This is a genomic window from Jiangella muralis (assembly GCF_001270745.1).
Classification (GTDB): Bacteria; Actinomycetota; Actinomycetes; order Jiangellales; family Jiangellaceae; genus Jiangella; species Jiangella muralis.
The window spans coordinates 304943-319506 of sequence record NZ_KQ434751.1 but is presented as its reverse complement, the minus strand read 5'-3'; the positions used below and the strand labels follow the sequence as shown (position 1 = coordinate 319506).

Genomic DNA, 14564 nt, shown 5'->3' with positions numbered 1-14564 from the left:
CGAGCCGGCCCCGCGGCCCGCGCCCCCGGCACCCAAGGCGCTCCCGCCGCTGCCGGCCCCGCTGACCTCGCTGATCGGCCGTGACGACGACCTCGCCGGGGTGACGAAGGCGCTCGGCCGGGCCCGGCTGGTGACGCTGACCGGCCCGGGCGGGGCCGGCAAGACCCGGCTGGCGGTCGCGGCCGCGGCGACGCTGCCGACGCCGGTCCGGCTGGTCGAGCTGGCCGCCGTCGCCGACCAGGACGACGTGGCGACGGCCGCCGCCGACGCGCTGCTGGCGCACGCCGCACCGGTCACCGTCGAGGCGCCCGCGCGTACCGCCACCGAACGCCTGGTCGAGACGCTCGGCGGCGGCGAGACGCTGCTGCTGCTGGACAACTGCGAGCACGTCGTCGGCGCGGCGGCCGCGCTGGCCGGCGAGTTGCTGGCGCGCTGTCCGCGGCTGCGGGTGCTGACGACCAGCCGCGAGCCGCTGCGGCTGCCCGGCGAGGCGCTGTACGAGGTCCGTCCGCTGGCCGAGGCCGACGCCGTCCGGCTGTTCACCGAGCGGGCCCGCGACGTCCGGCCGGACGCGGACCTCGACCCGGCGCTCGTCGCGGAAGTCTGCCGCCGCCTGGACGGCCTCCCGCTGGCGGTCGAGCTGTCCGCCGCCCGGCTGCGCTCGCTGCCGCTGCCGGAGCTGACCCGCCGGCTCGGCGACCGCTTCGGCGTGCTCACCCGCGGGGCGCGGACCGCCGAGCAGCGGCACCGCACGCTGCGCGACCTCGTCGCGTGGAGCTGGGAGCTGCTGACCGAGCCGGAGCGGACGCTGCTGGAGCGGCTCGGCGTCGTCCCGGTGGTCACACCGGCCACGGCGGCCGCGCAGGCCGGGCCGGACGCGTCGGAGCTGATCGCCGTGCTGGTCGACAAGTCGCTGCTGCAGCTCGCCGACGACGGCCCGGAGCCGCGGTACCGCATGCTGGAGACGATCCGCGAGTTCGCGCTGGCCCGGCTGACGGCGTCCGGCGGCCGGCCCGCCGCGGAGGCCGCGCTGGTCGCGTCGGTGCTGGAGCTGACCGAGCGGGCCGAGCCGGGGCTGCGGACGGCGGACCAGCTGCGGCTGCTGCCGGTGCTGCGGGCCGAGCGCGAGAACCTGCGCACCGCGGTCCAGCTGGCCACCGCGACGGACCCGGCGGCGGCGACGCGGCTGGGCGCGGCCCTGGCGCAGTTCTGGACCGTGTCGTCGGACCACACGACCACCATCCACCGGCTGCGCCGGCTGCTCGACCTCGACGGCCCGGCCGACCCGGGGCACCGCGCGGTCGTGGCCACGTACTACGTGTTCAACGCCCTGCTCGGCGGCCACAACCCGGAGGCGCTGGCGATCGCGGGCCGGCTACGCGAGTGGACGGCCGCGGCGCCGCCCGCCGCGCACCCCGTCCTGACGCTGGCCGAGCCGCTGCTGGCGCTGCTGACCGACGAGATCGAGACCGGCCTCGCCGCGACGGAGCGACCGGCCGCCGGCGCCGACGACTGGACCCGTGGCGGGCTGCTGCTGGTCCGCTCGATGCTGGGCGGGACCAGCGGCGACATGAAGGGCGCCAGCGCGGCGCTGGCCGAGGCGGCGGCGGCCTACCGGGCGGCGGGCGAACTCTGGGGCGAGTCGACGGCGCTCACGTTCCTCGCCCTGATGCAGACCATGTACGCCGATCCGCGGGCGGCGGACGCGCTGGACCGCGCGATCCGGCTGCGTCAGGTGTTCGACCCGGCCGACGAGGCGATCGAGCAGCGTGCCTGGCTGGCCCAGCTGCACGCCTGGACCGGGGCGCCGGACCGCGCCCGGGCCGAGCTGACCGGGCTGCTCGACGCCGCGGCCGGGGCGTCGGTGCACTGCGTCGTGCTGGTCCGGGTGCTGCTCGGCGACCTCGACCGGCTGGCCGGCGACCTCGCAGGTGCGCGGCGCTGGTACGCGGCCGCGGGGGAGCAGGTCGCGCAGACGTCCGAGCCGATGTTCACCGCGATCCTCGGCACGTCGGCCGGGCACCTCGCCGTCGCCGAAGGGGACGCCGCCGGCGCCGTCCGCGAGCTGGCCGCGGCCGGCGAGGCGGCCGCCCACATCAAGGACCTGCCGCTGGTCGCGGCGGTCGGCGTCGGCGCGGCGGCGCTGCGGCACAGGGCCGGGGAGCCGAAGCCGGCGGCCGAGGCGCTCGGCGCGGCGCACGCCCTGCGCGGCGCCGCCGACGGCCTCAACCCCGACGTCGCCCGGCTGACCGCGCGGCTGCGGGCCGAGCTGGGCGACGACCGGTTCGTGACGGCGTACGAGCACGGCCGGTCGCTGGCCGGCCCGGACGCGGCCGCGCTGGTCCAGGACTACGCGCGGCGCCGGTAGGCCCGCACCGCCAGCGGGACGAACACCGCGAGCAGCCCGGCCGACCATCCAAGCGTCGCCAGCACCGCGTCGCGCACCGGCCCGCCCAGCATCAGCCCGCTGGCCGCGTCCATCGCCTGGCTGACGGGGTTGACGTCGGCCCACGCCTGCAGCCAGCCCGGCAGCGTGTCCGCCGGTGCCACCATGTCGGTGCCGAACGCCAGCGGGAAGATGCCGAGGAACGCCACCGACGTCACCAGCGTCTCCTCCTTCACCACCACGCCGATCAGCACGTTCACCCAGCTCAGCGCGAAGCCGAAGACGATCGCCAGCCCGGCCGCGGCGAGCGTCGACGCCAACCCTCCCGACGGCCGGAAACCCAGGGCGAGGCCGAGCGCGAACAGCGTCGCCACCGCCACGACGTACCGCACGACGTCGCCGAGCACCGTGCCCAGCAGCGGCGCCGACCGCGGGATCGGCAGGCTGCGGAACCGGTCGAACACGCCCTTCTTGATGTCCAGGTTGATGCTCAGCCCGGTGGACGTGAGGCCGGCCAGGATCGCCGTCATCACCAGCACGCCGGGGAACACGTACTGCAGGTAGTCCCGGGTGGACCCGGCGACGGCGCCGCCGAACAGGTAGACGAACATCAGCAGGAAGACCACCGGGAGGAAGATGGCGTCGAGGAACACGCCGGGGTTGCGGCGGGCCTTCGTCAGGCCCCGTCCGGCCAGGACGACGGTGTGGCGGGCCAGCGCGCTCATGCGGCCACCTCGGTCCGGCCGGTGAGCGTGAAGAACACCTCGTCGAGGCTCGGCAGCCGCAGCGCCAGCTCGGTGACGGCGATCCCGGCGGCGGCCAGCGCGGGCACCACCTCGGCCAGCACGCCGTCGCCGTCCACCGCGACGGTGAGCAGCCCGCCCGCGAGATCGGGGGAGCGCCCGGCCACCCGCTCCAGCAGCGCGGCGGCGTCGGGCACCCGGGCGGGATCGGCCGGGCGGACGGCCAGCGTCTGGCCGCCGACGATCCGCTTCAGCTCGGTCGGCGTGCCGTGCGCGATCACCCGCCCGTGGTCGAGGACGGAGATCTCGTCGGCCAGCGCGTCGGCCTCCTCCAGGTACTGCGTGGTCAGCAGCACGGTGCCGCCGTCGGCCGTCATCGACCGGATCATCCGCCACACGTCCTCGCGCTTGCCCGGGTCCAGGCCGGTGGTGGGCTCGTCGAGGAACACCACGCGCGGCCGCGCGACCATGCTGGCGGCGAGGTCGAGGCGCCGGCGCATCCCGCCGGAGTACGTCGACACCCGCCGCCCGCCGGCCTCGGTCAGCTCGAACCGCGCCAGCAGGTCGTCGGCCCGCTGCCGGGCGTCGGCCCGCCGCAGGTCCAGCAGCCGGCCGAACAGCACCAGGTTCTCCCGGCCGGTGAGGTCCTCGTCGACCGAGGCGTACTGGCCGGTCAGCCCGATGCGGCGGCGGACGGCGTCGCCGTCGCGGGTCACGTCCAGCCCGTCGACGAGGGCCCGCCCGGCGTCCGGGCGCACCAGCGTGGCGAGGATGCGCACCGCCGTCGTCTTGCCGGCGCCGTTCGGGCCGAGCACGCCCAGCACGGTGCCCGGAGCGGCGCCGAGGTCGACCCCGGCCAGCGCCGTGGTGTCGCCGAACCGTTTGACCAGTCCTTCTGTCCGGATCGCGTCTGTCATGCCGGCAGCGTGCCGCGGGCCGCTGGCAGATCGCGCACAAACCGCTGTCGGGCCGGGTTGAGCAAGCGCTTACCCTGGGGGCATGACGACTGAGCCGGTCAGCGCCATGCTGGTCATGTCCGACACCGCCTACCGCGACCTGTTCGACGACGAGTTGCGGGCGCGGCTGGAGAAGCTGGCGGATCTGGTGCTGCCGGGACCGGTGGCGACGTTCGCCGACCCGGCCGTACGGTCGGCGCTCGGGCAGGTGGACGTGCTGGTCACGTCGTGGGGCTGCCCGCCGCTCGACGAGGACGTGCTGGCGGACGCGCCGCGGCTGCGGGCCGCGTTCCACGCCGCGGGCTCGGTCAAGCACCACGTCACCGACGCCTGCTGGGAGCGCGGGCTGGTCGTCACGACGGCGGCCGCCGCGAACGCCGTCCCGGTGGCCGAGTACACGCTGGCCGCGATCCTGGCCGCGGGGAAGCGGGTGCCGCGGTTCGCGGCCGGGTTCCGGGCCCACCCCGGCGAGGTGGCCTGGCGCGACGACATCACCGGTGCGTCGAACTACCGGCGGGTCGTCGGCGTCGTCGGGTTCTCCCGCATCGGCCGCCGGGTGGCCGAGCTGCTCCGGCAGTTCGAGCTGACGGTGCTGGTGGCCGACCCGTACGCCGACCCGGCCGCGGTGGCCGCCGCGGGCGCTCAGGTGGTCGAGCTGGACGACCTGCTGGCCCGCGCCGACGTCGTCACGCTGCACGCGCCGTCGCTGCCGGAGACCCGCCACCTCATCGACGCGCGTCGATGTGCGCTGATGAGGGACGGCGCCACGCTGATCAACACCGCCCGCGGCGCGCTGGTCGACCACGCCGCGCTGACCGCCGAGTGCGAGCGCGGCCGGCTCGACGCCGTCCTCGATGTCACCGATCCGGAGCCGTTGCCGCCGGACTCGCCGCTGTACCGGCTGCCCAACGTCGTGCTGACGCCGCACGTCGCCGGTGCCATGGGCACCGAGTGCCGCCGGCTGACCGCGCTGGCGCTGGACGAGCTGGAGCGGTTCGCCGCCGGCCGGCCGCTGGAGCACGAGGTGCGCCGCGCCGACCTGGTGGTGCAGGCGTGAGGGTGCGGACCGGCCTGGTGTCCATCACGTTCCGCCAGCTCGGCGTCGACGACGTGCTCGGGGTCATCGGCCGGGCCGGGCTGACGGCGGTCGAGTGGGGCGGCGACGTGCACGTCCCGGTCGGCGACGTCGCGGCGGCCGAGCGCACCGCGGCGGCGAGCGCCGATCACGGCGTCCGGGTGGTCGCGTACGGCTCGTACTACCGGGCCGGCGACCACGATCCGGCCGACTTCGACGACGTGCTGCGCTCGGCGGTGGCGCTGGGGGCGCCGCGCATCCGGGTCTGGGCCGGGACGCTCGGCTCGGCCGCCGCGACGGCGGAACAGCGCGGCCGCGTGGCCGCCGACCTGCGGCGCGTCACCGAACTGGCCGCCCGCGACGGCGTCGAGATCGCCGTCGAGCACCACCCGAACACGCTCACCGACACGCTGGAGTCGGCGCTCGCGCTCTACGCCGCCGTCGGCCACCCGGGGCTGCGGCCGTACTGGCAGCCACGGCTCGGCCAGCACCCGGACGACGCGCTGCGCGAGGCGACGGCGCTGCTGCCGGACCTGGTGACGGTGCACGTGTTCACCTGGACGGCCGACGGCGCCCGGCTGCCGCTGGCCGACGGCGCGGCGCTGTGGACGCCGGTGCTCGGCACGCTGGCGAGCCGCGACGACGCCGAACGCTACGCGCTGCTGGAGTTCGTCCCCGGCGACGATCCCGAAGCGCTGGTCCGCGACGCCGTCACGCTGCGGGAGTGGCTGGTCTCGTCCTGACGACGGCGGCGGTCTCGGCGCCCAGCTCGGCCACGGCGCCGTCGAGTGCCACCGGGCCGGTGGCCAGCAGCAGCTCGCCGCCGGCGCCGGACAGCGGCACCCGCCGCGGCTCGCCGGCGAGGTTGACCGCCACCCGCAGCGTCCCCCGATGCAGCACGAACCAGCCGGCCGCCTCGTCGAACCCGGCCGCGACGGCGGTGAGGTCGCCGTCGCGCAGCTCCGGCTCGGCCGCCCGCAGCGCGATCAGCCGCCGGTAGAGGTCCAGCATCCGCGCGTGCTTCGGCCGCTCCGGCTCGGTCCAGTCCAGCCGGGCGGTGCGGAACGCGGCCGGGTCCTGCGGGTCGAGCATCGCCGTGGTGTCCCAGCCGTGCCGCCGGAACTCCTCCAGCCGTCCCGGCCCGATGGCGGCCGCCAGCACCGGGTCGGGGTGCGAGGTGAAGTACGGCCAGCGCGTGGTGGCCGCCCACTCCTCGCCCATCCAGAGCATCGGCGTGAACGGCAGCGTCAGCAGCAGCACCGCGCCGATGCGCTGGCGGGCGGGCGTGGCCAGCTCGGTCAGCCGCTCGCCCGCGGCGCGGTTGCCGACCTGGTCGTGGTTCTGCAGGCAGACGACGAAGCGGTGGCCGGGCGTGCGGGCGCGGTCGATCGGGCGGCCGTGCGGCCGGCCGCGGAACGAGGAGAACCGACCGTCGTGCAGGAACGCGTCGCGCACGACCTTGGCCAGCACCGTCAGCGAGCCGAAGTCGGCGTAGTAGCCCTGCCGCTCGCCGGTGAGCAGCGCGTGCAGCGCGTGGTGGACGTCGTCGTCCCACTGGCCGTCGAGGCCGTGTCCGCCCTCGATGCGCGGCTCGATCAGGACCGGGTCGTTGAGGTCGGACTCCGCGATCAGCGGCAACGGCCGGCCCAGCTCGCCGGCCAGCCGCTCGACCGCCGCGGACAGCTCGGCCAGCAGGTGCGGGTGCCCGCGCCCGGCCAGCGGGTCGACCAGCGCATGGACGGCGTCCAGCCGCAGGCCATCGAGGTGGTAGTCGCGCAGCCACATCAGGGCGTTGTCGACGACGTAGCGGCGCACCGTCGGCTCGCCGAGATTGACGACGTCGCCCCAGGCGGTGCCGGCGCCGTCGGTGAGGTAGGGCCCGAACCGGGGCAGGTGATTGCCGCTGGGGCCGACGTGGTTGTAGACGACGTCCAGCAGAACGGCCAGCCCGCGGACATGGCAGGCGTCGACGAACCGCTTGAAGCCGTCCGGCCCGCCCAGCGGCTCGTGCACGGCGAACCAGCCGACGCCGTCGTAGCCCCAGTTCCACTGGCCGGCCAGCGCGTTGACCGGCAGCACCTCGACATGGGTGACGCCCAGGCCGGTCAGGTGGTCGAGCCGGCCGATCGCGCCGTCGAAGGTGCCCTCCGGGCTGAAGGTGCCGATGTGCAGCTCGTACAGGACGGCGCCGGCCAGTGGGCGGCCGGTCCAGCCGGCGTCGGTCCACTCGAACGCGGCGTGGTCGTAGACCCGGGCCCGGCCCTCGACGCCGTGCGGCAGCCAGGCGGCCCGTGGGTCGGGCAGCAGGTCGGGGGAGTCGTCCAGCTGCCAGCCGTAGTCGGTGCCCGCCGGCGCCGGCGCGTGCGCCGTCCACCAGCCGCCCGGCGCCCGCACCGCCCGCGCCGTGCGGCGGCCGGCCCGCAGCACCACGCGACGGGCAGCCGGTGCCCAGACCAGGAACGTCGTCATGCGGGCGGGACGAGTAGCGCGACGGGATAGGTGGCGAACAACGTCGCGAGCGGCACCGTCCCACCGTACGGCCGCCCGGTCAGCACGTCGAACAGAGCGCTCGGCAGCTCAGCGACGGTGTCCGCCCACCCACCCCGCCGCTCCAGTCGCACCGGCAGCCGCGTCGCCACCGTCACCGCGCCGCCGCGGTCGAACGCCACCGCGTGCTCCGCGGCCGGACCGTGCACCCGGACCGGCCGGTACGCCGTGAACAGCTCAGGCCGGTCGCGGCGCAGCCGCAGCGTCCGCGAGACCATCCACACCTTGGCGGCGCCGGTGTCGTCGACCAGGGGAGGAGCGGTCGGCTCCGCCAGCAGCGCCCGCAGCCGCGGCCAGTCGACCGGGCGGCGGTTGTCGGGATCGACGAGGGAGTCGTCCCACCCCTCGGTGCCCTGGTAGACGTCGGGCACGCCGGGCATGGTGAGCTGCACGAGTTTCTGGCCCAGCGCGTTGCTCCAGCCGTACGGCGTGACGCGCTCGATGAACCGGTCGACCGCCGTGCGCAGCTCCGGCCGGTCGGCCAGCTGGTCGAGCGCGGCCAGCGCCGCGGCCTCGACGTCTTCGTCCGGATCGGCCCAGGTGGTGACGGTGCCGGCCTCGCGCAGCGCCTTCGTGGCGTAGGCATGCAGGCGGTCGCGGTGGTCCAGGCCGATGCCCACGACCGTCTGCCACAGCAGGTAACCGGCGGTGGCGTCGTACAGCGGCGCCTCGCTCGCCAGCAGCCGGACCAGCTCCGCCCACTCGTCCGGGACCTCGGCCAGCACCGCGAGCCGGGCCCGCACGTCCTCGCCGCGCTTGGTGTCGTGGGTGGACAGGGTCGTCATCGAGTGCGGCGCGGCGCGCAACCGGCGCTCCTGGGCGGCGTGGAAGTCGTCGAGGCCCAGGCCGAACCGGGCGGGGTCGCCGCCGACCTCGTTGAGTGCGACGAACCGGGTGTACCGGTAGGCGGCGGTGTCCTCGACGCCCTTGGCCATGACGGCGCCGGTGGTCTGCTGGAACCGCACGCAGAGCTCGTCGGCGCCGTCCCGCAACCGCGGCTCCAGCGCGTCGAAGGCCGTGGCCAGTGCCGGTCGCCGCCGCCGGGCCGCCGCGAACGCCGCGGCGAGGTCGTCGGCGCCGGACGACGGCAGGTAGGAACGGTAGACCGGAAACGACAGCGCCAGCTCGGTGAGCGCCGCGAACGCCTGCGGCACGTCCGGCGCCAGCCGGGCCAGCCGGTGGAACTCCGAGCGCAGGATGGTGGTGGCGACCGCGCGTTTCCCGATCAGCACGTGCGTGGGCCAGTCGTATTCGTCGCCGGTCACCGACCGGTACAGCCGGTCCAGCGCCGGCTCGGCCGCCGGGTCGACGAACAGCGGTCCCACCTCGGCGAGCGCGTCGTAGCCGGTGGTGCCGTCGACCGGCCAGCCGGCCGGCAGCGTCTCGCCCGGCTCCAGGATCTTCTCCGCCAGGATCCACGCGTCCGGCGCCTGCGCCCGCAGCCGGCGCAGGTAGCCGCCGGGGTCGGCCAGCCCGTCCGGGTGGTCGACCCGCAGCCCGGCGACGGCGTCTTCGGCGACCCAGCGGAGGACGCGCTCGTGCGTGGCCGCCGCGACCTCGGGGTCCTCGACCCGCACCCCGGCCAGCGACGTGACCGCGAAGAACCGCCGGTAGGTCAGGTCGTCCTCGGCCCGGCGCGCCTCGGCCAGCTCGTAGTGCTGGCGGGCGTGCACGTCGGCCGCGGTGTCGCCGGGCCGCGGCCCGCTGCCCGGCGCCAGCGGGTAGCGCACGCCGGCGGCCAGCAGCGCGTCGCCGTCCAGCTCGATGGCGTCCGGACGGTCCAGCACCGGCAGCAGCAGCCGCCCGGCCGGCCAGTCGACGTCGAACCAGGGCGCGTACGCCGAGGCCGGGCCGTGCCGCAGGAGGTCGTGCCAGGCCGGGTTCTGCCCGGGGTCGGCGACGCCCTGGTGGTTCGGCACGAGGTCCACGACTATGTGTAGCCCATGCGGCCGGGCCGCCGCCACCAGTGCGCGCCAGCCCGCCTCGCCGCCACGCTCGTCGTCCATGCGGGTGACGTCGACGACGTCGTAGCCGTGCGTCGACCCGGCCGAGGCGCACAGCAGCGGCGACAGGTAGAGCGCACCGGCGCCGAGGTCGCGCAGGTAGCCGGCCAGCCCGGCGGCGGCGTCGAGCGGGAACGCCGCGCTCAGCTGCAGCCGGTACGTGCTCGCGGGCCCGGCGCTCACGTCGCGGCGTCCCGTGGCGTCAGCAGCACCAGCAGTGACCGCGCCTGGACGGTGACGACGGACCCGGCCGCGCGCGGCCCGCCACGGTCGCCGGCGTCGTCGTCGGCGGTGTCGAGGACGGTGTCCCAGGCGGTGCCGAACTCGGGGCCGGGCAGGGTGAACTCCAGCGGCTCGTGGTGGGCGTTGAAGCAGAGCAGGAAGGAGTCGTCGACGACCCGCTGCCCGCGCGCGTCGACCTCGGCGATGCCGTTGCCGTTGAGGAACACCGCGATGGCCCGGCCGAACCCGGCGTCCCAGTCGGCCTCCGTCATCGGGCTGGCGTCGGGGCGCAGCCAGTCGATGTCGGGCAGCCCTTCGGCGCCCGGGCGGCGCACCGGCAGGCCGTTGAAGAACCGGCGCCGCCGGAACGCCGGGTGCGCCGCCCGCAGCGCCGTGACGCGCCGGGTGAACTCCTGCAGCGCGCGGTCGGCGTCGTCCCAGTCGACCCACGCCAGCTCGTTGTCCTGGCAGAACGCGTTGTTGTTGCCGTCCTGCGTGCGGCCCAGCTCGTCGCCGTGCGAGATCATCGGCACGCCCTGCGACAGCAGCAGCGTCGCGAGGAAGTTGCGCTGCTGGCGGGCCCGCACCGCGTTGACCTCGGGGTCGTCCGTGCGGCCCTCGACGCCGCAGTTCCACGACCGGTTGTGGCTCTCGCCGTCGGCGTTGCCCTCGAGGTTGGCCTCGTTGTGCTTCTCGTTGTACGAGACGAGGTCGCGCAGCGTGAAGCCGTCGTGGGCGGTGACAAAGTTGATCGACGCGACCGGGCGGCGGGTGGACTGCTCGTAGAGGTCGGCCGACCCGGTGAGGCGCGACGCGAACTCGCCCAGCGTGGCCGGCTCGCCGCGCCAGAGGTCGCGGACGGTGTCGCGGTACTTGCCGTTCCACTCCGTCCACTGCGGCGGGAAGTTGCCCACCTGGTAGCCGCCCGGGCCGAGGTCCCACGGCTCGGCGATCAGCTTCACCTGGCTCACCGTCGGGTCCTGCTGCACGAGGTCGAAGAACGCCGACAGCCGGTCGACGTCGTAGAACTCGCGGGCGAGGGTGGCGGCGAGGTCGAAGCGGAAGCCGTCGACGTGCATCTCGGTGACCCAGTACCGCAGGGAGTCCATGATCAGCTGCAGCGAGTGCGGGTTGCCGACGTTCAGCGAGTTCCCGGTGCCGGTGTAGTCGAGGTAGTAGCGCTTGTCGTCGTCGACCAGCCGGTAGTAGGCGGCGTTGTCGATGCCGCGGAACGACAGCGTCGGGCCGAGGTGGTTGCCCTCGGCCGTGTGGTTGTAGACGACGTCGAGGATGACCTCGATGCCGGCCTCGTGCAGCGCCCGCACCATGGCCTTGAACTCGCCGATCTGCGCGCCCGGCGTGGTGGCCGAGCTGTACTTCGGGTCGGGCGCGAAGAACCCGATGGAGTTGTAGCCCCAGTAGTTCGACAGCCCCTTCTCCAGCAGCGTGGAGTCGTTGGCGAAGTGGTGCACCGGCATCAGCTCGAGCGCGGTGACGCCGAGCGACGTGAGGTGGTCGAGGACGACCGGATGCGCGATGGCCGCGTAGGTGCCGCGGATCTCCTCGGGGATGTCCGGATGGGTCTTCGTCAGGCCCTTGACGTGCGCCTCGTAGATGACGGTCTCGGCGTACTCGCGGCGCGGCGGGCGGTCGGTGCCCCAGTCGAAGAACGGGTTGATCACCACCGCCTTGGGCATGTGCGGCGCGGAGTCGTCGTCGTTGCGGCTGTCCGGGTCGCCGAAGTCGTACCCGAACAGCGCCTGGTGCCATTCGAACGTGCCGTCGACGGCCTTCGCGTACGGGTCGAGCAGCAGCTTCGCCGGGTTGCAGCGGTGACCGGCCTTGGGGTCGTGCGGGCCGTGGACGCGGTACCCGTAGCGCTGGCCGGGCTCGACGCCGGGCAGGAAGGTGTGCCACACGAAGCCGTCGACCTCGGTCAGCGGCAGCCGCGTCTCCGCGCCGTCGCCGTCGAACAGGCACAGCTCCACGCCGTCGGCGACCTCGCTGAACAGCGTGAAGTTGGTGCCGGAGCCGTCGTACGTGGCACCGAGCGGGTACGCCGCGCCCGGCCACTGCGGCATCGGCTCGGCAGAGGTCATCGGTGGCCTTTCGTCGCGGTTCGGTGTGGTGCTCGCTGCGCCGCGAGTCAGGCCTCCATGTTCGCTGGTCGGGCCGTTCGAATCCACTGGATCGGCTTGCCCGGCCGATCCGGGCGCGGATGCGCCGCATACGGTGGTGCGGATGAGGATCCGACCCCGCAGGCCCGGCGACGTGCCCGAGCTGGCGGCCGTTCTGACGCGCGACCACGAGGTCACCGGCTACCCGTACCACCTGCCGGACGACCCGGCCGGGTGGATCGAGGAGCCGGACCGGCTGGCCGCGTTCGTCGCCGCCGACGACTCGGACCGCCCGGCCGGGCACGTCAGCGTCGGCGCCGCCGCGACCACCGACCACGGCGCCGGCACCGTCCTGCAGGACGCCTGGAGCAAGGCGCACGGCCGGCCGGTCGCCGCCTGCGCCGTCGTGGGGCGGCTGTTCGTCGCGGCGGACCGGCAGGGTGACGGCGCCGGCGCGGCACTGCTCGGCACCGCCGTCGGGTGGATGCGCGACCACGACCTCGCGCCCTGCCTCGACGTGCTGCCGATCGGGCCGGCGGCGTCCGTCGTGGGCTGGTACGAGGCGCGCGGCTGGGAGGTGGTGGGCGAGGCCAGCCCGGTCTGGCGGCGGCCCGGCTGGCCGCCGTTGCTGGCGCTGATCCTGCCGAGCTAAACGTGAAGAACCACACAGAGTGACCGAATTCTGGCGTTTGACTATCGAAGATCACCTCCTGTAGGCGATCATGGTGCGTCGTACGCCACCCGGGGGCGGGGGAGCGGAGGTAGACACATGGACGATGCTGCGCACGATCGGCCCGGTTCGGCCGGCGAGCACGCACTGCAGGAGGCATCCGGCAGCCGGGAACGGGCCGACCGCTTCTACCGCGAGCAGGTCGCCGACCACCTCAACGGCCACATGCGCGAGTTCGTCGGCCGCATGGAGATGGTGTTCGTCGGCTCGGCCGACGGCGGCGGCGAGTGCGACGTGACGTTCCGGGCCGGCCCGCCGGGCTTCGTCCGGGTGCTGGACCCGCGGACGCTGGCCTGGCCGGAGTACCGAGGCAACGGCGTCATGGCCAGCGCCGGCAACATCGTCGAGAACGGCCACGTCGGCCTGCTCTTCATGGACTTCGTGCGCGACCTCGTCGGCCTGCACGTCAACGGTGCGGCGGCGCTGCTGTCGCCGTCGGAGTTCGCCGAGTGGCACCCGGACGAGCCGGTCGACGCCGACGTGCCCGGCCGGCGGCCCGAGCGGTGGGTGACGGTGCACGTCGAGGAGGCCTACATCCACTGCTCCAAGCACGTGCCGCGGCTGCTGCCGGTGCCGCGGAACCGGGAATGGGGCACCGACGACCGCAAGGCCAAGGGCGGCGACGCGTTCGGGGTGGCGGCGTCGCGCGGGCTAGGCGCGCACGCCAGGCGGGCGCTCAGGCAGGGCGCGCCACGGCTGTCGTGACGGGCACCACCGCGGCCGCGTGGCCGGCGCCGCGCCGGCGCCGCGCCCGTCCGCGTGGGCGACGATGCGGCCCGCCGCGACGCGGACGGCGACCTCGGTGCCGTCGGAGGGCTCGGTGACGCCGGCGGCCGCGGCCAGGGCGTCGGCCGCGGGGCCGAGCAGCAGCCGCACCGGCGGCCGGGCCCGCTCGGGGATCGCCCGGCGCAGCGTGGCGTCGAGCCGGGCGAGCACCAGCCGGGCGAGCGGCGCCAGCTCGTCCGGCTCGCCCGTCACCAGTGCCACGGTGACGGCGGCGCCGGCGGGCGCGGACCGGACGGACTCCTCGGCCGCCTCCAGCCGGCAGAGGCCCAGCACGTGCACGACGCCGTCGCGGGGCGCGGGACCGTCCGGCCATGGCTCGTCGACCGGCCGGGCGGGGGAGACGTGCTGGAGGTAGGCCCGCGGCCAGCCGCGGTCGGCCGGCAGCGCGGTCAGCAGCTCGCACGCGGCCACGACGTCGAACTGGTCGACGAAGCCCGGTGCGGCGGTGGCGAGGTGGTCGGCGCCGGCCAGCAGGGTCAGCGCCGACGCCGCGACGCGCACGGCCCGCCCGCGCAGCCCGAGCCGCTCCAGCGCCAGCCCGAGCACCAACGCCTCCAGCTCCAGCAGCTGCGCGTACGCGGCGCGCGCGGGCTCGTCGTCGAGGACGTCGGCGGGCAGGCCGGAGCCGAGGCGGGCCCGGGCGATGGCGCCGAGCGCCTCCCGTGGCGTGACCGTCCCGGCCGCGTCGCCGTGGCCCGTCCGTGCGGCCCGTTCGGCGTCGGCGGCCAGCACCGACAGGTACAGCGCCCGCTTGCCGGCGAAGTTCGCGTAGATGGCGCCGCGGGTGAGCCCGGCGCGGGCGGCGATGCCGTCGATCGTCGCGTCGCGGTAGCCGCGGTCGGCGAACTCGGCGCGGGCCGCGGCCAACACGCCGGACCGGGTGCGCTCCTGGGTCTGCGCGCGGGTGAGCCGTACCATCAGCGCCTCCCGTTGTCTTCGCTCGCGATCCAGGATACCGTCACCATCCAGATGGTCCGAACATCTGAAATGTGGGTCTGA

General features: G+C 75.3%; 11 protein-coding genes. 5 read left to right on the top strand and 6 right to left on the bottom strand.

The window, feature by feature from the left end; all coding sequences use genetic code 11:
- A partial coding sequence (locus ACW62_RS34620) for an ATP-binding protein (RefSeq protein ID WP_053202289.1) occupies positions 1-2368 on the top strand: 2368 nt, incomplete at its 5' end.
- On the opposite strand, the gene ACW62_RS01420 is transcribed toward ACW62_RS34620, so the two are convergent.
- The gene (locus tag ACW62_RS01420; RefSeq protein ID WP_053202288.1) at positions 2350-3111 is read right to left on the bottom strand and encodes an ABC transporter permease; all 762 of its coding nucleotides are present in this window, start codon (positions 3109-3111) and stop codon (positions 2350-2352) included. The genes ACW62_RS34620 and ACW62_RS01420 overlap by 19 nt on opposite strands.
- Positions 3108-4046, bottom strand: coding sequence for an ATP-binding cassette domain-containing protein (locus ACW62_RS01415; protein ID WP_053202287.1), 939 nt, complete (start codon positions 4044-4046; stop codon positions 3108-3110). The genes ACW62_RS01420 and ACW62_RS01415 overlap by 4 nt, the downstream gene beginning before the upstream one ends.
- An 82-nt stretch (positions 4047-4128) precedes the next feature.
- Between ACW62_RS01415 and ACW62_RS01410 the strand changes: the two genes are divergently transcribed.
- Both ACW62_RS01410 and ACW62_RS01405 read left to right on the top strand, forming a co-directional pair.
- Complete coding sequence (locus ACW62_RS01410) at positions 4129-5142, top strand: hydroxyacid dehydrogenase (RefSeq protein WP_205629068.1); 1014 nt, start codon at positions 4129-4131, stop codon at positions 5140-5142.
- Positions 5139-5903 (top strand): sugar phosphate isomerase/epimerase family protein, encoded by a 765-nt coding sequence (locus ACW62_RS01405; RefSeq protein WP_205629067.1) that lies wholly within the window; start codon positions 5139-5141, stop codon positions 5901-5903. Before ACW62_RS01410 ends, ACW62_RS01405 begins: the two co-directional genes overlap by 4 nt.
- On the opposite strand, the gene treZ is transcribed toward ACW62_RS01405, so the two are convergent.
- The 3 genes from treZ to glgX are packed head-to-tail and all read right to left on the bottom strand — an operon-like array spanning position 5872 to position 12031.
- Entirely contained in the window at positions 5872-7629 is a 1758-nt protein-coding gene (gene treZ, locus ACW62_RS01400) for a malto-oligosyltrehalose trehalohydrolase (RefSeq protein ID WP_053202285.1), read from the bottom strand. The genes ACW62_RS01405 and treZ overlap by 32 nt on opposite strands.
- A complete protein-coding gene (treY, locus tag ACW62_RS01395) occupies positions 7626-9893 on the bottom strand; it encodes a malto-oligosyltrehalose synthase (RefSeq protein WP_053202284.1) in 2268 nt (755 codons plus the stop codon). The genes treZ and treY overlap by 4 nt, the downstream gene beginning before the upstream one ends.
- Complete coding sequence (gene glgX / locus ACW62_RS01390; RefSeq protein WP_053202283.1) at positions 9890-12031, bottom strand: glycogen debranching protein GlgX; 2142 nt, start codon at positions 12029-12031, stop codon at positions 9890-9892. The genes treY and glgX overlap by 4 nt, the downstream gene beginning before the upstream one ends.
- Before the next feature lie 142 nt (positions 12032-12173).
- Here glgX and ACW62_RS01385 point away from each other — a divergent pair, with 142 nt between their 5' ends.
- Together ACW62_RS01385 and ACW62_RS01380 are read left to right on the top strand one after the other, a co-directional pair.
- Positions 12174-12701 (top strand): GNAT family N-acetyltransferase, encoded by a 528-nt coding sequence (locus ACW62_RS01385; RefSeq protein ID WP_083459007.1) that lies wholly within the window; start codon positions 12174-12176, stop codon positions 12699-12701.
- Positions 12702-12818: 117 nt separating this feature from the next.
- A complete protein-coding gene (locus ACW62_RS01380; RefSeq protein WP_053202281.1) occupies positions 12819-13484 on the top strand; it encodes a pyridoxamine 5'-phosphate oxidase family protein in 666 nt (221 codons plus the stop codon).
- Here ACW62_RS01380 and ACW62_RS01375 read toward each other — a convergent pair.
- Positions 13431-14483: a TetR/AcrR family transcriptional regulator gene (locus ACW62_RS01375; RefSeq protein WP_053202280.1), complete on the bottom strand. Its 1053-nt coding sequence runs from the start codon at positions 14481-14483 to the stop codon at positions 13431-13433. The two genes, ACW62_RS01380 and ACW62_RS01375, sit on opposite strands and share 54 nt — an antisense overlap.
- Positions 14484-14564 lie beyond the last annotated feature (81 nt).